This is a genomic window from Kiloniella sp. EL199 (assembly GCF_900313065.1).
Classification (GTDB): Bacteria; Pseudomonadota; Alphaproteobacteria; order Kiloniellales; family Kiloniellaceae; genus Kiloniella.
This window is the reverse complement of record NZ_OMPU01000013.1, coordinates 606,477-630,813: the sequence shown is the minus strand read 5'-3', so window position 1 is coordinate 630,813 and position 24,337 is coordinate 606,477. Positions and strand designations below refer to the sequence as shown.

The following is a 24,337-nucleotide window of genomic DNA, read 5'->3' as shown; positions in this document are numbered from 1 at the left end:
CTACAAAAAGAACCCCGGCAGTTTTGGGCTACCGGGGTCGGGAGTTAAGGCACGTTACTGACAGGGTGCCTTTGGGAGTTTTCGTATAGCGATCTCACTTTGCCTCTCCTTCTCACTTCGCCCTTCCTTGGCGGTGCTGACTTGCTTGTGTAGCGAAGCTACACTTCCCGCTTTGCGGCCCACCATAAAACAAGGGCGTAGCAGCAAATTGAAATCGCTATATTTATTTTCTCACCACTCACATAATCAGGTATTACCCGATCAAGCTGTGGTTGTTTCGGTGATGATGCTGTTGTTATCCAACAGATCCTGCAGGCTCTGGCCACCAAAGTCAGCCGTTGCAACGCGGTCCCAACCGCTGTCTGCACCACAGGAAGGGCCATCACCATTGTTGACCAGCAGGTTATTGCCATCGACACGCAGATAGTTTTCAAGCGCATCGCCCTCAACACCAGCTTCGTAGCCAACATCACCGAGTAGATCAGCAACATTGATCACATCGCCTTCATCGGCATTGAAGTCAAAGATACGGTCAACACCGCGGTCAGAAGTAACCATAAAGGTATCCTTGCCCGCACCACCAAACAGATAGTCGGTGCCATCACCGCCGATAAGGATGTCATCGCCTTCGCCCCCAATCAGCAGATCAAGACCTCGTCCGCCATCCAGCGTATCATTGCCTTCATCGCCAAAGAGGAAGTCACGACCCCTGCCGCCAGACAGATTGTCATCACCGCCACGTCCCCAGAGGATATCCTGACCACGCAGGCCGGTAATGGTGTCATTGCCATCTTCACCCATCAGGTAATCATTACCACGGGTTCCAGTAACCGGGCTTGGTTCTGGTGTGGGTTCCGGTGTTGGCTCAGGAGTGGGTTCCGGGGTCGGCTCAGGAGTAGGTTCCGGTGTCGGTTCGGGAATAGGTTCCGGCGTCGGTTCGGGAGTAGGTTCCGGTGTGGGCTCGGGAGTTGGTTCCGGTGTCGGTTCGGGAATAGGTTCCGGCGTCGGTTCGGGAGTAGGTTCCGGTGTGGGCTCGGGAGTTGGTTCCGGTGTGGGCTCGGGAGTTGGTTCCGGTGTCGGCTCGGGAGTTGGCTCAGGTGTGGGTGTCGGCTGAGTATTTGAAAGCTGAACAGTCTGATCGTTGAACTTTACAGCTTCAACATTCATCAGCTTGTCCGTGCCTTCTTTACCACGGAGGTCACGAATTTGATGACCGTCTTCGGTTTCCGTGATTTCATAATCGCTGGCATTACCGTCGTATACCGCGGTGTCATTACCCTCACCGCCTTTGAGCGTATCATCACCCGCTCCGCCGTTCAGGGTATCAGCACCGGCAGCACCAGAAAGCACATTGTCGCCCTTGTTGCCTTGGAGAACATTATCCAGCTCGTTCCCTGTGGCATCGATGTTATCAAGACCCAACAAGTTAATCCCGATCAGGTTTTCACCCGCCGTCGCACTAACCGATGTTTGCACGACATCATCACCAACCAGATCAACCTTGGCATTTTCCCCTGCCAATGCAACAGCTACGGCGACAGACTTGGACAGATCACCGCCAGAGAAACGAACGTTATACTCCCCATCGGCAAGTTGCTTCTGATACCCGCCGCTTTCATAAGTCTGAGTATTTTTTGCCTCACCACCTGCTACGGGTGTTGTGCTAACACTAATACCGCCACGACCTTCGCCAACGGAATAGAAGCCATCACCATCACTGTCTTTATAGGCAACACCGGTCAGGAATTTATCGCCGCCCTGATCTGAAAAGTTTTGTGTGGTCATCAAGGCGTTATAAGAAACACCATTACGCGCAGTGAAATCGCCTTCGCGCACACCCAGACCAACTTCGGTGAAATTATCGCTCATCAAATTGGTGCGGTGACCAGAACTTTTGAACAGCCCATCGTGTTCGCTCAGGGTTGTTGCCGGCTTGTCGATCTCGCCTGTTGATCCTTGCCAGGCGATATTCTCACCCCAATTGCGGGTGCTATACCCTGCTGCGCGCATGCGTTGCCCCGGATCACTGCCGCCACTTCCTGTGTGACTGAAGGTGTTGGTGTTCAGCATCCAGTCAGAATGCGCTCGCCCGGAATCGATTAGCTGCTCGTTAAAGGCCAGCGGTTGTTTGCTATCGCCAGAAATTTGCCCCGGAGGCAATCCTTGATTAAGGTCAATGCCCAGTCTTGCCGCTTCAGCTTCCGGGTCAAGACGGGCACGGTTTATAAGTTCAAGTTGGTATTGTTCGAGATCACTCGGTTTCGCCATAGGTTTGTCCTTTCGGTTTTTAAGAGTGCAAACCATGGACTGAACCAGCAAAAAAATGTTGTGAAAAAAGCTAGGTATATCTGTGACTTAAACAGGATTTTATTGCCTTTATCTCCTCACATTTCAGCCTCTAAATTATTACCAATGTAACGGGAAGCACCGCAGAACTGCGATTTGTCGATCATGATTTTACCCCAGTGCACAAGATAAACTGTGTCTTAATCCAGACGTGCCTTTTCATCGCCACGATTGGCGCGAACGGCTTAAAGCCCGTCATGATTACATCGTGAAGAAAATTTGCACGCAAAAGGGGCTATTACCCCGCGCGCAAATTATGTAACCGTGATTTTACCGAAAAAGGCACACGGCCAGATACCGAGTCACATGACGAAATCTCGCCGGAAGAAAATCCGCAAGACAAAATTTACTCGAACGAATCAAGAAAGTGCATCAATCAAGCGCGCGAAATTTATCCATTGCCTCAACCAACGCTTTGGCGATCCCCGGCTCAAAGGCCGAATGCCCGGCATCATTAATAAATTTGAATTCAGCTTCGGGCCAGGCTTTGTGCAGATCATAGGCTGTTGAGGCAGGGCAGACGATGTCATAGCGACCATGCACAATAACGGCGGGAATATTCCTGATGCGATCAATGCCGCCCAGCAATCCGCCTTCGGGCAAAAAGCATCCATTGACAAAATAGTGCGCAATCAAACGACCAACGGGGAGTGCGCGTTCGTCATCCAGAGATGCTTTGACAATTTCCGGATTGGGCAAAAGCGTCACGCAACTGGCTTCGTAACTGCTCCATGACTTGGCGGCAGGCAAATGAACCGACGGATCCAGATCTGTCAGACGTTTATAATAAGACCCGAGAACGTCCTCGCGCTCTTCTTCATTTAAAAGAGAGATAAAATCATCATAGGCTTCTGGAAAAATCGATCCGACACCCTTATCACTCAAATACCATTCCAGCTCTTTGGGGCGGGACAGGAAAATACCGCGAACAACCAGTGCATCTGTACGCTCGGGATGAGCTTGTGCATAGGCCAATGACAATGTTGATCCCCATGATCCACCAAAAACAATCCAGCTTTCGATACCAAGCTTTTCACGCACAAGTTCCATATCGGCAATCAGATGAGGTGTGTCATTATTTTCAAGCGATCCCAGCGGCAGGGATTTTCCACAGCCGCGCTGATCAAATAATACAATGCGATAGTGCGCAGGATCAAAAAACCGACGATGTGCCGCCCCGGTACCGGCACCCGGGCCACCATGAACAAACAGCACTGGTTTGCCCTCTGGATTACCAGAAACTTCCCAATAGATCTCGTGCCCATCCCCAACAGAAAGAAAGCCCATGTCATAAGGTTCGATTTCAGGATATAGATCTTTTGGGTTCATGATGCAGCTCGAAATACCATTAAAGGTTGAAAAATGATTACTACCCTACTATGACGAGACTATGCCTGAATTAAAAGCTTTCATCAGTCGATTTTTTCTACTTTCCCCGCTCTTTTACAGCTGGCTTTCATTCGGCGGGTTGGTAGCAGCGCAAGAAACATCTCCCTCTTTCGAGCCAACTTTTGACAAACGAGTTAAGGTCACAGCAATTACATCAGCTCACCACCTAAGACTTGCTGATGACAAGATCATAAAGCTGGCAGGCCTGCTTTTGCCAACACCGCAGGACTGTGAACGTTTAACTGCTGTGTGCCCTGTTGTTGAGCAGCTGACACGCTATCTGGAGACAACGCTAGGTCAACAGCAGGTCTACATCGCCAGTAACAGTTTGAGTCTAGACCGAAACGACCGATTACTGACACAGGTAAAAAACAGAGAAGGCCACTGGATACAAAAAGAAATTCTGGAAAAGGGTTACGGCAGAGTTATGACGACAACTGCCACCTCAGCTGATCTCAAAGAAATGCTCCGTATTGAAAATCAAGCCCGGCAAAGCCAGAGCGGAATATGGCGTCTGAAAGCTTTTCAGGTTTTACAAACGGACAATCTAAACAACAAAACCGATCGCTTTCAGATTATTGAAGGTACGATCCAGAAAACAGCAGAAGTACGCGGTACGATCTATCTGAACTTTGGGCAGGACTGGCGGAAAGACTTCACAATAAAGTTAGAGAAAAACCAACGCCTCTCCTTTACTAATAAAGGTAAAGATCTGCTGGATATGATTGGCAAAAGGGTACGAATACGGGGCTGGTTGTTCTGGGAGAACGGACCTATGATATCTCTCTACAGGCCAGAGCAATTAGAGTTTCTGTCAACAGAGTAATTTTGACCACATAATTATTCAGGACCAACACAGATGCCCGACAACAAAACACCTGACAATAAAACAATAGAAAAAACATCCGCAGACGTGAGTTTGAAAAAACTTTTGGACGCAGCAAGAACAGAAATAACAGAGCAAGATCCCGCTGATGTAAAAGCCCTGCTTTCACAGGACGATGTTATTCTGCTTGATATAAGAGATATTCGGGAACTTCAGCGCGAGGGTATCATCCCCGGCAGTTATCACTGCCCCCGTGGCATGCTCGAGTTCTGGATTGCCCCTGATAGCCCCTATTACAAACCCGCGCTTTCGCCAGACCATCAGTTTATTTTGCACTGTGCATCAGGATGGCGATCTGCACTTGCAGCTAAAACCCTGCAAGATATGGGCGTAACAAAGGTCAGCCATATGAAAGGCGGCTTTGCTGCCTGGAAAGAATGTGGATTAGAAGTCGAAGAAAAGACATAATTCCTTTATAAATTCCTCATAAAGGAATTAACGGTTCAATTTGACGAAACAGCGCGAACGTATGACGATGACAACTCTTTCCCGTTTCAAGACACCCCTTCTGGCTCTCGCCCTTATTTCCAGCGGACCTCTGCTCTCTGGATGTTCGACTTCAGAAGCAACAGGACGCACCTTCTTTAATGGCGGCCTGTCCCCAGCGCAGGAACAGAAACTCGGGGCAACCGAGCATGTAAAAATCGTGAAGGAATTTGGTGGCACCTATGACGAAGATCCCGCACTGACGAATTACATCAACAGCCTTGGGAACTTCCTTGCCAAAACATCTGAAACACCAAATCAGAAGTTCACCTTTACTCTTTTGGACAGTCCTGTTGTCAACGCCTTTGCCTTACCCGGTGGATATGTTTACACCACCCGAGGCCTTCTGGCCCTGGCCAACGACGAAGCAGAAGTTGCCGGGGTGATCGCGCATGAAATCGGCCACGTCACCGCAAAACATTCAGCAGAACGATACGGCTCTACCATGACCGCAAATATTCTCGCTGCAGGTGTCGGTATTTTGACAGGCAGCGGACAGGCGGCACAAGCCGTGGGTACAGCCGGTGCCGTAGCTGTCAGAAGTTTCTCTCGGGATCAGGAATTCGAGGCTGATCTTCTGGGCGTGCGCTATCTTTCGCGTGGTGGATTTGACCCCAATGGAATGGGTGACTTCTTAAGCCAGCTACAGGCCAGCAGTCGTCTGGACGCTGAAATTGCGGGCGATCCCGGGCGCGCGGATCAATTCAACATCATGCAGACACACCCTAGAACAGCAGATCGCATCCAACGCGCAATCCAGCAGGCTGGAACAAAAACGGTCAACAATCCTATTGTCGGACGAGATGTCTATCTCAAGAAAATTGACGGTATGCTCTATGGGGATAACCCGTCACAGGGATATATTCGTGGGCAAAAGTTTTCTCACCCAGAGCTCAAACTCACCTTCACGGCCCCCAAGGGTTTTCGCCTGATCAATAGCAAAACAAAAGTTGCTGCTGTTGGTCCCGACGATTCACTCATCATTTTTGACGGCGCCAAAGGAGACGTCAGTGGCAACCTTAAAAGCTATCTGACAAATGTTTGGGCTAAAAAGATTAAACTTACAGGTGTTGAAAATATTACCATCAATGGCATGGAAGCCGTCACAGGCAGTACACAGATCAATACCAGGAATGGTAAAAAAGACTTTAGATTAATTGCTATCCGTTATGCCGGGAACAAGGTATACCGCTTTACCTTTATCACAGATCCCGGTCAAACTAACCGCTTCTCAGAAGACTTCCGACGGACAACCTACTCGTTCAAAAAACTCTCAAATGCAGAAGTCGCCAAGCTCAAGCCCTATCGCATAAAGATCCACACCATCCGCTCTGGCGATACCTTGACAAGCCTCGCGCAAAAGATGCCCTTCGCAGACTTCAAAATGGAACGACTACTTGTTCTCAATGGCTTGAATAAAAACAGTAAGCTTGTACGCGGCCAAAAAATCAAACTCGTGACCGAGTAATCAGGACCTAAAATTTGGTAGATATTACAAACAGACACATTCCAAATGAAATTTCTCCCAGACCAAACGGAGTTTCACCTCGTGTGGACTGTGACATAAAAAAACACTGGCGTCCCTCAATTGCCATGGCTCTTTCATTCGGCTTTGGTAGTATGACCATGATCGCCTTGGCGATTGTCATATGGCTTTCCTTTGATACAGCCAAAGACAATACCTTTGCCCTCACAAGGGAAGTTACAGAGGTTACCTTCGGTTCCATTCGTTCCCATTTGGACAAAAATCTAAACGCAGCCGCAAGTCAGGTGACTTATATGGCCGACCTGGTTGAACAGGGGCTGCTGGATCCTGATGATGAAAAAGCCATAACCCAAACGATCAAAGGAGCTCTTGCCGCGACACCCCAGGTTCATGGTATGATCCTTTTGAAAAAAGACGGATCATCAGTAAGGGCCGGGTGGACCGATGAAACGTCTTTTATAAGTCGCAACGAAAAGGGTGATAATGAATACCGCTTTGCAGCTCTACTTCAGGACATCGGCCAAACTCGACAGGTTTATTGGGGCGGTGTTGTCTGGATAGAAGAACTAGGTGAGCCATATATTTCAGTATTCCATCCTATCAACCAAGGTGACAAATATCTCGGTGCGATCGGGGCAGTCATTTCTATCAGTTCTCTTTCCGATTACTTCAATAAACTGGATGAAGAGACCGGCAATCACACCTACCTTCTGCTCGATCGCAATAAAGTGCTGGCTCATCCATCCCTGATTGACATGAGCCGTTCGGATCTATCTGCGGACAATCCTCTTCCAACTCTTGACCAAGTCATTGATGGCAACCTGCGACGTATCTGGGATGAGCCTCTGTTCGAGTTTTCCGAAATACTTGGAAATGGTGACATCAAAGGTCATGCCGTAGATTCATTCGCCGGGGAACTATCGTTCCTTCACACCAGTTTTTCTGACTACGGCTTTAAGGATTTAACCCTCGGCATCTACTTTATGGAAGGCGAACTGGAAGGCTATTACGAACGTCTTTACCTCACAGGAATCGCCGCCTTGGTCATTGCCTTGATAACAGTCGTCATCATCTTTTTCTCTGGCCGATTTATTGCCATTCCTCTCCAACGCCTTGCCGAAACCTCACAACAGGTTGGTCAACTCGATCTTGTTCATACCCAGCGTCTTCCCGGTAGTATGTTCAGAGAACTGGATACAGCCGCAACAGCCTACAATTCTATGTTGGGCGGGCTGAAATGGTTTGAAAACTATGTACCCAAAAAGCTGGTCAAACAGCTTATGGAAACAAATGGTGAGGGTATTATTTCTGAAGAGAGGGAGATAACTGTCATGTTTACCGACATCGTCAGTTTTACTCCCTTGAGTGAATCAATGCCTGCCACAGAGCTTGCCGATTTGCTTAATCATCATTTTGATTTACTCGGTGCCATTATCGAACAGGAAGGTGGTACAATCGATAAATACATTGGCGATTCAATCATGGCATTCTGGGGCGCACCAACACAAATGGATGACCATGCCAAACATGCCTGTCATGCAGCCTTGCGCATAGAAAAAGCCCTAAAAGAAGATAATGACCGCAGAGAAGCTATGGGCTTGCCAGCGATAAACATTCGAATTGGCATCCATAGCGGCCTAGCCGTTGCGGGCAATATTGGAGCCAAAGGCAGGGTTAATTATACTCTTATCGGTGACACAGTGAATACTGCACAGCGCCTTGAAAGTCTGGCAAAAGATGTACTGACGAGTAGCACAAAAACTGTGAAAACACTGATTTCAGCCACAACATGGAACTACATTAAAAATGATTCCAGAATGGAAACCAATCCAAAAGGTTTTTTTGCTTTAAGGGGCAGAGAAACAGAAACAGAAGCCTATGAGCTAAAAAACCCTGAAGCTTAGGAGCTTTGTGTATCCAAGTACTTCAGGAAATCATCATGCGTCTTTCCTCTTTCATGGGGGAAGCGTTCTTCCAGAACGATCATTTTCTCTATGCGGTCAAGTCGGAAAACCCGAAAACCTTCGCGTAGTTCACACCAAGCCCCCAGCATCCATATCGCACGATAGAGCTGCAATCCAAGTGGCCAAAGCGTGCGCTGGCTCCTATCCCCTTTACCATCACTATAATTAATCAACACCTTGTTCTGGTTTCGGATACCATGCCGTAAATCACCAACATCAATACTAATAGGTTCTGGCAAAGCATCACCATGAGCGACCAGACTCGGTTTCGCTAATCTGGGACGTAAAAGATCGGGTAAAACACTATCAATTTTCTGGAGGACATCTGTCGCAGCCAGCGCCAATTTCGGGTCGGCCCATGCCTGGACCATGGCCATACCAAAGGTAAGTGCTTCGAGCTCTTCCGCATCAAACATCAAAGGCGGTAAATCATACCCCTCGTACAGCAAATACCCGACGCCTGCCTCACCTTCAACAGGAACGCCAGAGCCAATTAAATCTTTGATATCACGATAAACTGTGCGGGTAGAAACTTCTAGTTCTTCCGCTAGTTGATCCGCCGTAATCAAGCGGCCGCGGCGTAAAATTTGAACCAGACGAAATAAACGGTCAGCCCGTCGCATTAGCTTTCCAGCACCTCTAGAACCTGACCATCAAGCCCGACACAAGCCGCCATTAATTTACCACCAAAACCACAACCACCATCAAGCGTAACAGCATGCTCGTCATATTTAGGGCCGGCCTGTTCAGGATCATAACCTCGAAACAGGCGTGTAAAGGGGCCAAAGTTACCTTTAACCTGTTGAAAGCCTTTATTTGCCCACCAAAAACTGTCTTTTTGAGTTTCCAAAGGCCTGCTGGGGTTGATGCCCGCATTCACAAACAGTGTCGTTCCGTTATCGGGATAAGCAGCACGCTTCAGCTGTCCCAAAACCTGATAATGACCCGGTTTTTCTTGCATGGCTCGACGCACTTTGTTGGTCCAGCGCGTTAACTGCATGGCACCTGCCGCTGCCTCGCGGAAACCTTCTTGCGGGTTAAAGCCATAGGCTTGTAATGACGCCCCAACACCCTGATCCAGCATCCACTGCAGAACGCCTCTTGGATCTGTCGCGAACTGCAACTGGAGCAATTTCTGCCACATCTCTTCCTGAGAACCTCTTAAATAAACAATATCGCGGGAAAAATTCTGATATCTGGCAAGGAAGAAACGACGAAAAGAAATGAGCTCATCCAAGGTTTCACTGACCTTGGCACCATGCCCCATAAAATTACCGAGATAGATGACGCGATCACCACGCCTTAATCGCGTTTCGAGCGCAGCATGGATATTTCGCAACGGGTCAACCTCACCGTGAATGGCACTAACAGCCCAAATACGGTGCGTGGCAGTCAGGATTGCAAATTTTTGCACATCGCCCATGGATAAGGACGGTACCCCTGTTACAGCTATAGCGAGAAATGAGTACTTGCAAAAGAAACGCCATATTCTCGCTTGATTGCCCGATAAACGGGCGATTAAAGACGAAGAAGATATAAACGCGGCTCCGCGTTAACGGAACCGCGTTCTACATGTTCTCCGTAAAACTAGGCTGCTGCAAGCATTTCTTCCAGTTTTACTGCTGCGGTATCTTCGTCGATATCTTCAACAGCTGCAAATTCACGAGCCAATCGCTCCAGAGCAGCCTGATACATCTGGCGCTCACTAAAGGATTGTTCCGGTTGTTCAGGGCCACGATGCAGATCACGTACAACTTCTGCAATAGAAACCGGATCACCGGAATTGATCTTCGCTTCATATTCCTGAGCACGACGGCTCCACATTGTCCGCTTTGCACGCGAACGCCCCTTAAGAGTTGTAAGAGCGTCTTCCATAAGCTTGCGGCTGGACAATTTACGCAGACCAGAACTCTCTGCACGTACCAAAGGTACACGCAATGTCATTCTATCTTGTTCAAAAGTCACAATAAGCAATTCAAGCGTAACGCCAGAAATCTCTTGGGTTTCGATACCCTGCACGCGTCCAACACCATGGGTTGGGTAGACCACGTAATCACCGGCACTATATTCTGCTTGTTTACCCATTAGATCTCATCTCTCCGTTTTGACAGCCTGAATTTATCCAAGCCCTATATTCATATAGGTATGCTTTCAGTTTTCTCTATCCCTATGTCTGCAAAAAAATGCAGAAGAAAACATACCAAAACGCATGGACGCAATTTCCCCACACAATTTTTCTATAAAAATTGGCAGGGGAAGAAGTCAGTTGTTAAGTGAAACTTACTAAAGATGCAGGGAAATCCTGTTCCAACACCGTACCAGCAACCATCCGTCACAAATATGTTATACAGGAATTACAGTAAAATTTCAATATTCGCATAGCACATGCCAGCTACGCAATTAGAGCATAGTTCCGCAGTTTCTATTGAAATTCGAATTTTGGAGAGTTCTTAAGAGCTTTATTATGTTTTAACAACGAACGACGTTCGCTTCAATAAACGTCAAATGTTCGCTCGATCCGTTGAGCACCCCTGTCACAGGTGCTCACGCATCTAATCAACCAGTATCGCCTGGCTTGTCACTGAAATGGTCCTGTAGCTTATTAGCCACACCATTCCATTCATCTGCATCGGCAGGCTTTTCACCCATACGTGTGATATTTGGCCAGATATCCGCCCACTTCTTGTTGAGATCCATTACAGATTCAGAAGCAGGATCAGTATCAGGCAAAATAGCTTCTGCAGGACATTCAGGCTCGCAAACACCGCAATCAATACATTCATCCGGATGAATGACGAGCATGTTTTCCCCTTCGTAGAAACAATCTACAGGGCAAACTTCAACGCAGTCCATATATTTGCATTTAATGCAATTTTCCAGGACGACATATGTCATCGTCTAATCTCCACTTGGCTCCTGACCAACCACAGGTTCTATTTATCCTGTTTTCCCTTTCGGTTTATGAAAAGGGCCTTACCCTTTCAAGCCCAGCCGAGCAAGAGCTTTTTTACGAGCATCACCATTATCCCGATCAGAAACGTAGAGCAATCCGGCAATTCGCCGCATCAAACTGGCTTCGTAATGGTGCAATTCACCATCAGCATAGACAACCTCCCACATCATTTCCATAAACTCTGTACGCTCTTCAGGGCTATGACTGTCATTAATAACGCGCGTAAAGGCAAAAAGCTGGCTAGAACTGCCTGCTTTCTCTTCGGCAAGCGAAAGTAGTTCTGCACCGTCCTCAGCGCTCAAGCCCAATCGACTTTGGATAAGCTCGATGATCTTTTCCCGTTCTTCAGGGCCAAAATCATCATCCATTCCTGCGGCTTCTACCATCAAAGCTGCTGCTGCAACTTTTTTATCGCTATGACTAACCAGAGCGCCTTGTGGCTTTTGAGTGATTTCACCCAACAATTCTTTTATGCGACCAAACAATCAACTTCCCTCAACTATGACCAAATCCTGCAACAAGTCTCTATACTAAAGGCTTCATCTTAAAGATCTAATTTATTCAAGGCCCCGATATCTTGAAGACAGGAACCATTAAACACATCTATAATCTAGTGTCACAAGAGCCTTCAAACAACTTTTCATAGACGACATCTCATGCAATCCCAAACAACAAAATCATCTCCGCCTGATCCTGATGCCAGACGTTATGCTCCGGCAACAAAACGCAACAGGGAAGCTATCTACGAAATCCTTAAAAATAATCTCCCCGAAAAAGGAACGTTGTTAGAGGTCGCGAGCGGAACAGGCGAACACGCTGCATGGATCGGATCACGCTTGCCTGCCTTCACCTGGCAAACCAGCGAATATGACACAAATCTTTTTCCCAGCATCAAGGCTCATATTCAGGCAACTGAAGCAAACAACATCTCGGTCCCGATTCATATTGATGTTGCACAAAAAGACTGGGGGTTTGGAAAAGAGATGAACGTTGAGTTTCAAAATAAAACTGACGTCATTCTCTGTGCCAACATGATACACATCGCCCCATGGGAAGTTGCAATCGGCCTCATCCGGGGCGCATCAAAATTTTTGCGCGAAAACGGTCTTGCGTTTATTTACGGCCCCTTTTTCCAAAATGATGTAGAAACTGCCCCCTCTAACATGGAATTTGATCGATGGTTGAAAGAACAGGATTCATCGTGGGGCATTCGACAACTTGATGATGTAAAGAACCTTGCTCAAGACCATGGCTTGCTTCTTAACAAGATTCACCCCATGCCAGCCAATAATCTTTTCCTGCAACTCAAAAAAATTAACAAAACCTAAGGCTAAACATTGCCCGGGTCACTCCAAAGTGGCGAGGACATCGCTTCACTTTTAATCCAGGCCAAAAATGCTTTATTCTTTTTCCGCCGCGCATCGCGAGAGATAACGGTATAAACCTGACCATTGGGCAGAAAGCCAAACGGCGCGACCAATCGCCCGGCACGAATATCTTCACTTACCAGTGCCCAAGGAGCAATCGCAGCCCCCAATCCGCCCATAGCGGCCTCTAGCATGAAATATATATGTTCCAGATCTGTCCCCTTTCCAGTATCCAACACAGGAATACCAGTCGCAGTAGACCAGTCTTCCCAAGCTGACCTTCGGGTTAAGCTATGTAACAAAGGCACACCTTCTTGTTCCATAAGACTTCCCGTCTCAGAAACGGCAAATCGCGCTTCCAGTTCTGGCGTCATGACCGGCCCCACCAACTCAGTAAACAAAGGAGTGACATCCACATTTGGAGGCCAATTATTACTGTCAACAACGATCGCCAAATCACACGAAGCATTGGCAAGATTAGGTGTTACTGTCGTTGTGCTTAAACGCACATCAATATTTGGATAATGTGCTGAAAATCGATGTAATCGCGGCAAGAGCCATCGCATCATAAATGTTCCAATACAAGCAACATCCAATGCCCCCTCTTCGCTATCAACCACACTGGAAATACTTGCTTCAAGCTGATCAAAAATCGCCGTCAGCTGTGGCTGAAGTTTCACCCCCGCCTCTGTAAGTTGTAGCCGATTTCGCGGCCCTTCAAACAGGCGTATCCCCATGACATCTTCCAGATGACGGATCTGTTTACTAATCGCCCCATAGGTGACGTTTAATTCTTCGGCGACATCAACCATGCGGCCTTTTCTGGCCGCGACTTCAAAAGCACGGATTGCATTCAAAGGCGGTAACGACGATCTATTCATGATAGTTTTTCTCACATAATTCAGAGAAATGATCGATTTATACTTTGTAAATCAAAAGATTTAATCAACAAGCATTTTTAATAGTGAGAAAAAATCTTACCACACGACATCAAGACAGTAAGCAGAAAGTAGCTCTTTCAATGGACACAATCATCTTTCTTGCCATAATGGTTGGCGCACTTATGCACGCCGGATGGAACGCCGTTATCAAGATCGGATTGGATCGCTTCTCCGCTATCCTTTTACTTTCGCTTTTTCAGGGGGCAATTTCTTTCGCCCTGATCCCTTTCTTCCCCTCTATTGCAAGCGATGCCTGGCCATGGCTATTTGCTTCTATCCTTTTACATGTCGGATACAAGTTTTTCCTGATCAAAGCCTATGCTTTGGGTGGTTTAAGCCAAATATATCCCCTCGCACGAGGAACAGCTCCGTTAATCGTCTCTGTTATTAGCACACTATACCTTGGTGAAATCCTTTCACTGACCAATGCTCTTGGCATCGTCTCTATAGGTTTAGGCATCATGGCAATGGCTATAAGCAAGGGACCAAACACACCACCTCTCTCTAGAAAAGCACTGGCCTTTGCCTTTTGCACAGCCTCTTTTACGGCTGCCTATACATTAGTTGACGGGATCGGCGCGCGTTTATCCTTTAACGCATCAAGTTTCACCCTGTGGTTATTCGCCGGTGACAGCTTGATTATGTTGCTATCAGCTTTGTTTCTTAGAGGTAGGGGAGCCATTACCAAAACCTTTCCAGAATGGAAAAGTGGCTTAGTCGCCGGAGCTCTCTCACTTGGGTCGTACTGGATTGCTATCTGGGCAATGACCAAAGCTCCAATCGCTTTGGTTTCCGGCCTAAGAGAAAGCAGCGTGCTATTTGCTATGTTTATCGCTGTATTCTTACTCAAAGAAAAAGCCGGGATCATCAGATGGCTAGCTGCTTTTTCTATTGGAACAGGGATTCTTCTCACTCGATTTTAAAAGAATTTTTCGCCCAGAGATTTAGACAGAACTTCAGGCAGAGATCGAAGCAGAAATCCAGGATATAAGAAGCTTGAGAAAGCGGTCTCTTAAAGCAAGTTCATCAGGGCTCAATCCTGCAAGAAGTTTTTCTTTCTGCACGACAATATCCGTCCTGATTTCTTCAGTTCGTATAATGTTTCCGGCAAGCAGCGTGTTCTCCTCCCCCGACCAATCATCATTAACCGGAAAGCCATAAGACTTCATTTCATCTGACCAGGTCGCATCCAACAAAAGAGGTTGCGTAGAATCAGTCAGATCCAATTGAACAATGTTATGAAAGTCAGGCACTTTTTCAGTAAGTACTATTTCTTGAAGCTCTTTAGGCATCGTTGGATGCACGGGGATTCCTTTATTAAAATAAAGAAAAACCTGAAGGACATTAGCCTTATACCCCAAAGAATTCAGTAAATCCCGCAAGAGAATATGCTTCCCAGAGCACGTACCGCTTCTCTTTTCATATACAACACGCGGATCCCGCACCCCAACACCGCCATACGGCATTTGCCGGACGAAATGATACACGTCCAAAACTGTCTGCAAATCATGTCTGGACAGAATATCAGAAAGAAAAGTGGTATAGGCTAGGTCAGAAGCACTTCTTTCAACAGACATAAACCAAACCCATCATTCATTTTGGCGAAGTTTGTCTATATCGCGACGATCTTTCTTTGTCGGTCGCCCTGCCCCCATATCCCTTACTGCTGTATCCCCGACAGGAGCTACCTTAGAAGCTTTACGATTGTCAATCGGTGCAAGATCTTCATACAATTCCCGCGCTTCAGGTGCAGGGCCACGGCGGCTCCCTAAAGCCAGAATTTTGACAACACGTATGTTTGTGCCCTGCGTAAAAGTCAAGACATCATCGGGCTTAACCAACTGACTGGCTTTACTGACCGCTTTGCCACCAATCCGCACCCGGCCACCATTACAAACCGTACTGGCGATTGAACGAGTTTTAAAAAAACGGGCATACCAAAGCCACTTGTCAATGCGAAGACTTGCTTTTTCATCACCAGCCATCGCACAACCTTTTAGCGCTTGAAAGACATGTCCTGAAGGACAGCAAAAGGAGAATCAGCCATTCTTGCTTTTTCAGCTTCAACCTGTTTCTTCCGGGCTTCTTTTTTCCTGGGGTCCTGCTTTTTTGGTCCGCGCAAACTAAAAGCAGTGACACCGCCCTTTAGTCTGTTTGGATGAAAGCGTAGAGATTTAAGAACAAAGGCAATCTGTTGATCATCAAGGCCGGAAACTTTTCTCATTTCATCATTGATGATGAAAGATCCCGCAGGAAGCTTCAGATCATCTTCTACTTTTTTAACTTCTTGCGCTTCACCAGATCCGCTATCCAAGGCTTTCACCTCTGGCTCTGAACCAGCAACATTCTCATCTCTATTAGATGCAGCGGCAACGGTGTCGTCTACAACAGGCACCTCTACAGCAGGGGTAGCAATTTCAATAACTTTAGCTTTGGGATCAGTCTCTTTCTTGTCAGCTTTCTTTTCACCGTCACCCTTACTTAAACGCAGCAACTTATATGCTTCATGAGAAATCCGCTCCAGAATATCAGCTCGAAGAACGAGCTCGCGCCCTTTGCGGTTTGAAAGATGGCGATACCCGACAGATGCACAAAAAATATCTTTCTGCGCGTCGGATGGCGTAAAATATTTGCTCTCGAAATCGGGAAGCTCAGGGACAAAAACTTCGTTCCACGCAGCCCATAACAAAGCACGAATCCGACTTGGTCTTGGGCGATTCAAATTCGGCAGGAATACGCTTTCCCGTCCAAGGCGCAAGCCCAGATCAGCCAAGGCTTTCCGGTCAGCTTTGCTCAGGCCGTTAATCTGATCGCGCAATAGATAACGTGGAACCAGCCCCAAGCCTTCAATGACCTGAAAAGCAATACCGCGAGCAGTTCCCTCAAGTTTGGCATCAGACAGATAGAACAAAGGTTTAAGCTGTGCTCGTAGATGACGTTCTAGCCAACCCACAAGACGAAGCCTGATTTTCTCACGCATTGGGCTATCAATGAACTCGGTCGAATAAACATCAACAGCAGGACTGAGAGAGCTTTCCCCCTTGATCAACTTGCCAACAGGGATACCCCGCCACGTCAACTCGCCAGCATCATTCAACAGGAATGACCCGTCGTTGTCTTCTTCCAGCGTAGAAACCCGTGCAGGTATTTCGCTCAACAGCGTTTTGCGCGCAGCTGTCAGGCCCGGTTTGATATCCGATCCCTGAAGACTTTCATCCAGGACAAAAGAGAATCCAACGATACGCCCAAGGAGTTCTCCTTCAACAATCACGTCACCATTTGCTTTAACCGCCGACACTATATTTTCTCCCGCCTGGAGGCTTCGTACCAATTTTGCTGCTCGCCTATCGACAAACCTTTGAGTTAGACGCTCGTGAAGTGCGTCCGATAACCGATCTTCTATCGCACGACTGACGCCTTGCCAATGCTCATTATCTCTTATCCAGTCTGATCTGTGACTAATATAGGTCCAGGTTCTGATATGAGAAATGCGCGCGACCAAAGTATCAATGTCGCCATCAATGCGATCAATACGCTTGATCTGAGTTGCAACCCAATCTTCTGGAAGCACCCCATGGTTGCTTATCAAATAATGATATATCTGAGAAAGCAACCGAATATGTTGGTCTGTCAGGATTTTTCTAAAATCCGGAACCTGACAAACTTCCCAAAGTAATTTGACCCGCGCAGGGTTTGTTGCGCTGTCTTGAACTGTACTTTCCTGCGCCAATGCCATTAATGCCTGATGATCCTCGGCATCGCGTACCCGCGATAAAATTTTATCTTCAGCACGTCGTTCCAAAGATTTTATCAGCTGTTCTGGCGAACGATAGTCCAAATCATTATTTCGCCAATAGATAACGCGTAACGGGTCATAATCATGATTCTCTACACGCGCAATCAGATCCTCATCTAACGGTCCAACATTATTTGTGGTTCCAAAGGTTCCATCCCGGGTATGGCGCCCGGCTCGTCCGGCAATCTGACCGACTTCTGATGCATAGAGGTAACGAGAAATTCGACCGTCAAACTTTTCCACTCGGGAAAAAGCGACATGGTTCACATCCAGATTCAGCCCCATACCGATTGCATCAGTTGCCACCAAATAATCCACATCACCATTTTCGAACAGCTCCACCTGCGCATTTCTCGTCCGTGGACTCAGCGCGCCAAGAACAACGGCTGTTCCTCCACGGTGCTGTCGAATAGTTTCAGCGAGTTGGTAGACATCGGTCGCAGAAAAAGCGACCACGGCCGACCGAGGTGGCAGTCGAATGATTTTTTTGCTACCAGAAAAACTCAGGTTTGAAAAGCGTGGTCGTTCAATAAATTCAATATCTCTGACAAGCTTCTTAAGGATCGGTGCAATTGTGTTCGACCCCATAAACATGGTTTCGGCCGTACCACGCGCATTTAAAAGCCTGTCGGTAAAAATATGTCCCCGTTCTTCGTCCGCCGCCAACTGTATTTCATCAACGGCCAAAAACTCGACCAGCTTATCCACAGGCATGGATTCAACTGTACAGAAGAAGTAGCGGGCCGTTTTAGGCAGGATCTTTTCTTCACCCGTAACAAGAGCACACTTTGCAGCACCCTTTGTGGCAACGGCTTTGTCATAGTTCTCACGGGCCAATAACCGCAAGGGAAAACCAATCATGCCCGAGCTATAAGCGAGCATCCGTTCCATCGCCAGATAGGTTTTACCCGTATTCGTCGGACCAAGAACTGCTGTGATTTTAGCTGATGCGAGAAAACTCATCTATCCCTCCTGCACAAAGGAGGCCGTGATAACTGAACACGTAAATATCCAAATCAAAAACTTAAATTATAAGATGGTTATACATGGGAAAATCAGGGAAGAAAATGCGATTCCTTACAGATCAAAAACTTATTCCAACAGGAACGAATAATCTTCCCCCACGTATAATTTGACCTTTCCCCTACTGGAAAGATTATATTATTCAACGATTAGCAAAAGTTGCAATCTTTGAGGAAGATTATGAAACCAATATTCTCGACACTATTGACAGTTTTGTTTTTAATAGCCTCTCTTCCAAGTGAAACTATTGCACATACAAACGTTACAAGTACGGTTCCGGCAAACGAAGCCATTCTCAAAAAATCGCCGGAAGAAATAAGGCTCATCTTCCCCGGAACTCTCAAGATCACAGCTTTGAAATTATTGGATAACCAAGGAAACGAACTCCCTCTAAAACACGAAAAAAACCTGACTCCCGTAAAAGAAAAAATAGCCATTCCTCCAATTTTGGACGCAGGAAATTACAGCGTCATCTGGCGGGGAATTTCCGCAGATGGACATCCAATTAAGGGACAGATTAACTTTTCTGTTTCTCCCTAAGCCGCAAATGAACATATGATTGAAAGTACGGAATACTTACTCACAGTCCTCAAGGCAGTTATTTATAACTGTAGCCTTTTTTCCGGCGGCACCTTACTTTTCCTACAGATATTTTCTAAAGAAACCAGCGAGATCCAGTCAAAGCTTTACTCCTTCATCGCAAGATCAAGCTTACTTGGCATCATTCTCATCATTCTTAATTTCGGAGCACAGGTAGCCTGGCTTTCAGCCGGAGATCTCGGTGCGCTTTATGATCTGGATATGCTCGTTCTTGTACTCTCTTCTTCATCGGGGCAGACGCAGGTGTTTCTTTGTTTAGGATTTGCCGGTATCATCTTTACAAAAAGGATAAACCACCCCGCTTATTCGCTTTTGGTTTTGGCAACAATCCCAATTGCCTACGCTCTATCAGGACATACCGGATTCTATTCTCCAACGTGGTTGTTGAAGATATTTATTATTTTGCATCTATCTGTTGCCTGCTTTTGGATCGGCAGTTTCATTCCCCTTCTCACACTCATTGATCAAAAAACAGAAGCTACAACAGATACACTGGAACGGTTTGGAAACATCGCCATCTTTCTAGTCCCACTTCTACTCGCTTCGGGAATAGGCATGGCATGGCTGATCATCGGGGGAATAAACGGTCTCACAACAGATTATGGATTAATGCTTTTAGCAAAAGCGAGTCTCGTTGCTCTACTGTTATGCTTCGCAGCCTTAAACAAATTACAGCTTGTGCCCCAATTCAGAACAGATCAGACACGAACTGCCGGAAAACTCAAACGGTCAATAAAAACGGAAATCGTGCTCGTACTGATTATTTTGATTTTCACAGCAATCATCACAACTGTAATTCCACCGGAAAATCTTGGCCATCGCCTTAGCTAACGCGTAACCAAATCAATCTGTATACAGAAAATAAATTACCGATCCGCTTTATTGCAATTCCGCAGGCACAGGTCCGTCTTTCTCTGGATCCCAGCCAGAAGACCACATTTCATAAGGCACGATATGCGGCTTCACACCATTGTTCTCAAACCAGGAATCAATAGCGAAACTTTTCCCCGTTGACGCCTCGACAACAGCCGCAGATGTATGCGGCCATCCACCGATGAAAAATCCCCGGGTAACCTGTGATCTTAGTTTGTGATGTTTGATCAACCCCAATTCCTGAAGGAAAATCAGCGTTGTTGTTGTATTTGCGGACTCGTCTTCACAATCCAGCTGCCCTGGCTGTCCATAGCCTGTGAAGGTACCGCCAATGTCATTTTCAGTACCGGCTTTTGGAGCATTCATTTGTTCCATGTAAGCGACTGCCTTCGCCATAGCAGCCCGTTCTTGCTGCGCGGTTTGTGCCACACCAAAAGCTTGGACCAATCCCTGTTTATCGGTCTCACTCATGGTTAAGCTCAACTGACTTGAACATCCGTATCCATGGCAATACTGATACTGGCTCATGGTCGGGACTGCAACACCTTTACGCTCAAAAACCATATTTGGCGAAGAGTTCGGCCCGGCAGCACACCCCCCAAGCACCAAAAAAACAACCACTAATGCCGATTTTGAAAACTGATTAAACATAATGATAAAACCCTTTGCTCGAGCATATGGATCAAACAATCATATTAAATTATCTGTACGTTTTTACAGGATCACAAAATTCATGCAACTGCTTTGAACAAACCAGTATAACCGTCCCTAAACGAGATAACTTGAAAAACTGGTCTTATTAAGCCATATGTCTTTTGCTCTTGATGAAAGCAGCCAAGAGATTAGCAATATTACTTCGACTAGTTAAAAGGTAGATTATACAATCATGTCTGAGGAACAACTTTCCTTCCAGGCCGAGGTTTCTCGCCTCTTGGACATTGTGGCCCATTCGCTTTATTCCAATAAAGAAATCTTCCTGCGCGAACTTATTTCCAATGCGTCTGACGCGTGTGACAAGCTTCGCTATCTGGCAGTGACAGATGGTGACCTGATAAAAGACGATCCAGACTTCAGGATCGATTTGGAAATAGACTCAAATGCCAACACGCTAACCATCAGCGATAACGGCATTGGCATGAACCGCCAAGAGCTTATCGAAAACCTTGGCACCATTGCACGTTCCGGCACCAGTGCCTTTATGGAACAGATGGAAAGCAGCAAAGACGGTAGCAACTTGATCGGTCAGTTTGGTGTTGGCTTCTATTCCAGCTACATGGTTGCTGACAAAGTCAGTGTAACCAGCCGCCGTGCAGGCGAAGATCAAGGCTGGCAATGGGATTCAGATGGCAAAGGTAAATTCACAATTGCCGAAGTTGAAAGACCCGGACGTGGAACATCCATCACGCTGCACCTGAAAGAAGAGCAAAAAGAATATAGTGAAGAACTACGCCTTCGCACTATTATCAAAACTTACTCCGATCATATTCCGATCCCTATCCGCCTCAAGAAAGCGCCAACAGAAAACGAAGACGGCAGCATAGAAAACGATAGCGAATGGGAAACACTGAACTCGGCTTCTGCGATCTGGACACGAAGCAAATCCGACGTTACCGACGAACAGTACAAAGAATTCTATCATCACGTTGCCCATGCCTATGACGACCCGTGGTTACGTGAACACTTCCGCGTTGAAGGTGTCCTGGAATATTCCGGTCTTCTTTACATTCCAGGCAGTAAACCTTTCGACCTATTCCACCCGGATCGTAAACACGGTGTAAAACTCTATGTTCGTCGCGTCTTTATCACCGATGATTGCCAAGAGCTTATTCCCGCCTATATGCGCTTCCTGAAAGGCGTCATTGATTCAGAAGACCTGCCGCTCAATATCAGCCGAGAAATGCTTCAAGACAACCCGATGCTGCGTAAAATTCGCGGCGGCATTGTAAAACGTGTCCTCGGCATCCTCGACAAAAAAGCCCAGAACGAGCAGGAAGAATACCTGAAATTCTGGGAAAACTTCGGCTCTGTCCTCAAAGAAGGTCTCTACGAAGATCTTCCGCAAAAAGATGCTCTCTTGAAACTTTGCCGTTTCAAATCCATCAAAACCGATAGCTGGATTAGCCTCGCAGATTACCTAGAAAATATGAAAGAAGGCCAAGAGCATATCTATTATATCTCTGGTGAAGATGAACAGGCTCTGCGCCGTAGTCCGCAAATCGAAGGCTTCAAAGCCAAAGATGTCGATGTGCTTGTTCTTCACGATCCTGTCGATGAGTTCTGGGTAACATCTATTAACGAATACGAAGGCAAAGGCTTCAAATCTGTTACCCGCGGTGGTGCAGACTTGAACAAGATCGACAGTACAGATGACACAGATGATTCTGCCAAAGATAAAGAAGACGACAAAGCAGAACTGGGTGCTCTATTAGGCTATATGAAACTAACCCTAGAAGGGGAAGTGAAAGATATTCGCAGTTCAGAGCGTCTGACTGACTCTGCCGTTTGCCTTGTGGCAGACGAAGGGGATATGGATATCCATCTGGAACGTATTCTGCGGAGCCATAAACAGGTCGATGAAGCCAGTAAACGGGTTCTTGAAATCAACCCGAAACACGATCTGGTCAAACGTCTTTCCGACTTGATCAAAGAAGACGGCGCAGCCAAAGAGCTCGAAGACATTGCCTGGCTCTTGCTGGATCAGGCAAGAATTCTCGAAGGACAGATGCCATCCGATGCCGCGACATTTGCGCAACGTATGTCCCGGGTCATGGGCAAAGGCCTTTTATAAGCACCTAGCTTGGCACTAAACACAGAACCCCGTACATAATTAATTTTTTGTACGGGGTTTCTCATTTGTACAATTTTTGATTACAATAAACCAACACGATATTTCCATATGGCAATACCATTCATGAATTCCACAATCATAGAATTTGTAGCCGCTTTAGAAGATCTTGAAGGTTTTCTAAACAAACATGATTCTTCGTTCTGGGCGAACAAGGTTAGAAGAGTTATAAATATTGCAGCTCAATCAGATGGTTATTGTATAGATCTTTTTACGAGCTATCTTGGAGGTGCAGGAAGCCTCAGTGACCTTGTGATCGACGGCCCCAATTCAATAAATAATGATTTCCATAAAAAACTGAATAGAACTTACCAACTGGCTTTAGCTATTAAATAAAGCACATTAAACACAATGAAAATTATCTTTGCATTTGTGGTCAATTAGCCAGGATTGCTCTCATGTAAAACAGCTCCAAGAATTGCGCCACCGGTACCATCCTGTAATAACAAGGCATAACCGTCGTTTGGTGACAATCTCAATGAGGCAAAGCTAAATGAAAGGGAAGGATCTGTACCGTTCCATTCCCCCGCACGTTCAAATCCACGAACAACGTGTTTGTTGACCATAAACAAACCCTTGTTCTCGCCCCGTTGAATTTCGGTCTCATGCTGTTCATCAAAAACGGCCACCCACAAGGTCGCCGATCCACCAAGAGGAAGTTCGTTACTGAAATTCACCGTTGGCTCAGACAGGGTATTCCCCGCAATAGAGAGAGACACAGCTTTTCCCGCTTTTGCAGCCTCTTCTATTTCGAGCAGAACTTCACCTCGTCGCGACCCCACCAGCTCCTTACGCCCATCAATAACCAACTGCGGCGTATAAACATAACGTAAAGACATGTTCGAGCCATAATCACGCTGCCGTTGCGTCGCTTCCGGGCTAGAGAAAGGGTCTTTCCATCCAATATAATCCCAGTAATCAACGTGGTACGACAGAGCAATAATTCCGGGCTGATCAGCAAGCTCGGTTAAAAGCGCATCAGCAGGCGGGCAGGAGCTACAGCCTTGCGACGTGAACAGTTCAATGACCACAGGCGCTGTTTCGGAAAGGCCCGCAACATTCGCGGCCTGAGCCACCAATTGTCCTTGAGCAAGCCGTTTTTCCGCAGCCTGAACAACCTCGGCTGATGGTCCACTTATCGCCATGTATGCCCAAGCAGAAGAAAGGCCAAATGCCACAAAAGCAAGTTTCACCAACGGACGTTTAAATAGAGTCTTTAAATATTTCATACTCAAAGACTAAGCCTCTTTCCGCAAGAGCTCCAGTCACGTCAACTTCAAGTTTACGCGAGCAGGGCAAAGCTTGCCCTGTACCTGTAATTCTTCAGAACCTCTCACCTAAAGAAAGAAGGCAGTCCATCCCTTGGCTGCCTTTCTATCGCA

The 24,337-nt window shown here is 46.7% G+C and carries 23 protein-coding genes; 10 read left to right on the top strand and 13 right to left on the bottom strand.

The features are described from left to right. Nucleotides 1-261: 261 nt before the first annotated feature. Together D9A03_RS20230 and pip are read right to left on the bottom strand one after the other, a co-directional pair. Nucleotides 262-2,268: a CAP domain-containing protein gene (locus tag D9A03_RS20230; RefSeq protein WP_162938227.1), complete on the bottom strand. Its 2,007-nt coding sequence runs from the start codon at nt 2,266-2,268 to the stop codon at nt 262-264. A 450-nt stretch (nt 2,269-2,718) separates the two neighbouring features. Continuing rightward, nucleotides 2,719-3,675 carry a prolyl aminopeptidase gene (gene pip / locus D9A03_RS17805; protein WP_174233663.1) on the bottom strand — a complete coding sequence of 319 codons (957 nt, stop codon included), beginning with the start codon at nt 3,673-3,675 and terminating at the stop codon, nt 2,719-2,721. Nucleotides 3,676-3,736: 61 nt separating this feature from the next. On the opposite strand from pip, the gene D9A03_RS17800 reads away from it, so the two are divergent. Genes D9A03_RS17800 through D9A03_RS17785 form a run of 4 tightly spaced genes read left to right on the top strand, consistent with a single transcriptional unit; the run spans nt 3,737 to nt 8,497 of the window. Beyond that, the gene (locus D9A03_RS17800; protein ID WP_120498531.1) at nt 3,737-4,561 is read left to right on the top strand and encodes a thermonuclease family protein; all 825 of its coding nucleotides are present in this window, start codon (nt 3,737-3,739) and stop codon (nt 4,559-4,561) included. Nucleotides 4,562-4,594: 33 nt separating this feature from the next. Next, the gene (locus D9A03_RS17795) at nt 4,595-5,029 is read left to right on the top strand and encodes a rhodanese-like domain-containing protein (protein WP_120498530.1); all 435 of its coding nucleotides are present in this window, start codon (nt 4,595-4,597) and stop codon (nt 5,027-5,029) included. A gap of 40 nt (nt 5,030-5,069) precedes the next feature. Further along, nucleotides 5,070-6,575, top strand: coding sequence for a M48 family metalloprotease (locus D9A03_RS17790; protein ID WP_162938226.1), 1,506 nt, complete (start codon nt 5,070-5,072; stop codon nt 6,573-6,575). A 14-nt stretch (nt 6,576-6,589) separates the two neighbouring features. After that, the gene (locus tag D9A03_RS17785; RefSeq protein ID WP_120498528.1) at nt 6,590-8,497 is read left to right on the top strand and encodes an adenylate/guanylate cyclase domain-containing protein; all 1,908 of its coding nucleotides are present in this window, start codon (nt 6,590-6,592) and stop codon (nt 8,495-8,497) included. Here D9A03_RS17785 and D9A03_RS17780 read toward each other — a convergent pair. The 5 genes from D9A03_RS17780 to D9A03_RS17760 form a co-directional block, all read right to left on the bottom strand. After that, nucleotides 8,494-9,180, bottom strand: a complete 687-nt coding sequence (locus D9A03_RS17780; protein WP_120498527.1) for a YafY family protein — start codon at nt 9,178-9,180, stop codon at nt 8,494-8,496. The genes D9A03_RS17785 and D9A03_RS17780 overlap by 4 nt on opposite strands. Next, on the bottom strand, nt 9,180-9,980 hold the full coding sequence (locus tag D9A03_RS17775) for a hypothetical protein (protein WP_120498526.1): 801 nt from the start codon (nt 9,978-9,980) through the stop codon (nt 9,180-9,182). The genes D9A03_RS17780 and D9A03_RS17775 overlap by 1 nt, the downstream gene beginning before the upstream one ends. Before the next feature lie 164 nt (nt 9,981-10,144). After that, nucleotides 10,145-10,642: a CarD family transcriptional regulator gene (locus tag D9A03_RS17770; protein ID WP_046504421.1), complete on the bottom strand. Its 498-nt coding sequence runs from the start codon at nt 10,640-10,642 to the stop codon at nt 10,145-10,147. A 471-nt stretch (nt 10,643-11,113) separates the two neighbouring features. Next, nucleotides 11,114-11,452 carry a ferredoxin FdxA gene (fdxA, locus tag D9A03_RS17765; RefSeq protein WP_120498525.1) on the bottom strand — a complete coding sequence of 113 codons (339 nt, stop codon included), beginning with the start codon at nt 11,450-11,452 and terminating at the stop codon, nt 11,114-11,116. Between the two features lie 78 nt (nt 11,453-11,530). After that, nucleotides 11,531-11,995: a TerB family tellurite resistance protein gene (locus D9A03_RS17760; RefSeq protein WP_120498524.1), complete on the bottom strand. Its 465-nt coding sequence runs from the start codon at nt 11,993-11,995 to the stop codon at nt 11,531-11,533. A 171-nt stretch (nt 11,996-12,166) separates the two neighbouring features. Between D9A03_RS17760 and D9A03_RS17755 the strand changes: the two genes are divergently transcribed. Next, a complete protein-coding gene (locus tag D9A03_RS17755) occupies nt 12,167-12,838 on the top strand; it encodes a DUF938 domain-containing protein (protein WP_120498523.1) in 672 nt (223 codons plus the stop codon). A gap of 2 nt (nt 12,839-12,840) precedes the next feature. Here D9A03_RS17755 and D9A03_RS17750 read toward each other — a convergent pair whose 3' ends face one another. Beyond that, entirely contained in the window at nt 12,841-13,758 is a 918-nt protein-coding gene (locus tag D9A03_RS17750; protein WP_120498522.1) for a LysR substrate-binding domain-containing protein, read from the bottom strand. An 83-nt stretch (nt 13,759-13,841) separates the two neighbouring features. Between D9A03_RS17750 and D9A03_RS17745 the strand changes: the two genes are divergently transcribed. Continuing rightward, the gene (locus tag D9A03_RS17745; RefSeq protein ID WP_254055084.1) at nt 13,842-14,741 is read left to right on the top strand and encodes an EamA family transporter; all 900 of its coding nucleotides are present in this window, start codon (nt 13,842-13,844) and stop codon (nt 14,739-14,741) included. Nucleotides 14,742-14,774: 33 nt separating this feature from the next. Here the strand turns inward: D9A03_RS17745 and D9A03_RS17740 are convergent, their stop codons facing one another. From D9A03_RS17740 to D9A03_RS17730, 3 genes are read right to left on the bottom strand one after another with little or no spacing between them, the layout of a single operon-like run. Continuing rightward, nucleotides 14,775-15,395: a transglutaminase domain-containing protein gene (locus D9A03_RS17740; RefSeq protein WP_120498520.1), complete on the bottom strand. Its 621-nt coding sequence runs from the start codon at nt 15,393-15,395 to the stop codon at nt 14,775-14,777. A 12-nt stretch (nt 15,396-15,407) separates the two neighbouring features. Beyond that, the gene (locus D9A03_RS17735; protein WP_120498519.1) at nt 15,408-15,803 is read right to left on the bottom strand and encodes an RNA-binding S4 domain-containing protein; all 396 of its coding nucleotides are present in this window, start codon (nt 15,801-15,803) and stop codon (nt 15,408-15,410) included. A gap of 11 nt (nt 15,804-15,814) precedes the next feature. Beyond that, nucleotides 15,815-18,577 carry a helicase-related protein gene (locus tag D9A03_RS17730; RefSeq protein WP_120498518.1) on the bottom strand — a complete coding sequence of 921 codons (2,763 nt, stop codon included), beginning with the start codon at nt 18,575-18,577 and terminating at the stop codon, nt 15,815-15,817. 240 nt (nt 18,578-18,817) lie between these two features. On the opposite strand from D9A03_RS17730, the gene D9A03_RS17725 reads away from it, so the two are divergent. Continuing rightward, on the top strand, nt 18,818-19,177 hold the full coding sequence (locus tag D9A03_RS17725; protein ID WP_120498517.1) for a copper resistance CopC family protein: 360 nt from the start codon (nt 18,818-18,820) through the stop codon (nt 19,175-19,177). A 15-nt stretch (nt 19,178-19,192) separates the two neighbouring features. After that, a complete protein-coding gene (locus D9A03_RS17720) occupies nt 19,193-20,068 on the top strand; it encodes a copper resistance D family protein (protein ID WP_120498516.1) in 876 nt (291 codons plus the stop codon). Between the two features lie 48 nt (nt 20,069-20,116). Here D9A03_RS17720 and D9A03_RS17715 read toward each other — a convergent pair whose 3' ends face one another. Further along, a complete protein-coding gene (locus D9A03_RS17715; RefSeq protein ID WP_120498515.1) occupies nt 20,117-20,761 on the bottom strand; it encodes a hypothetical protein in 645 nt (214 codons plus the stop codon). A gap of 235 nt (nt 20,762-20,996) precedes the next feature. Here D9A03_RS17715 and htpG point away from each other — a divergent pair, with 235 nt between their 5' ends. Together htpG and D9A03_RS17705 are read left to right on the top strand one after the other, a co-directional pair. Then, nucleotides 20,997-22,898, top strand: a complete 1,902-nt coding sequence (gene htpG, locus D9A03_RS17710; protein WP_120498514.1) for a molecular chaperone HtpG — start codon at nt 20,997-20,999, stop codon at nt 22,896-22,898. A 123-nt stretch (nt 22,899-23,021) separates the two neighbouring features. After that, complete coding sequence (locus D9A03_RS17705; RefSeq protein ID WP_120498513.1) at nt 23,022-23,291, top strand: hypothetical protein; 270 nt, start codon at nt 23,022-23,024, stop codon at nt 23,289-23,291. Between the two features lie 44 nt (nt 23,292-23,335). On the opposite strand, the gene D9A03_RS17700 is transcribed toward D9A03_RS17705, so the two are convergent. Next, entirely contained in the window at nt 23,336-24,184 is an 849-nt protein-coding gene (locus tag D9A03_RS17700; RefSeq protein ID WP_120498512.1) for a thioredoxin family protein, read from the bottom strand. Nucleotides 24,185-24,337: the final 153 nt, after the last annotated feature.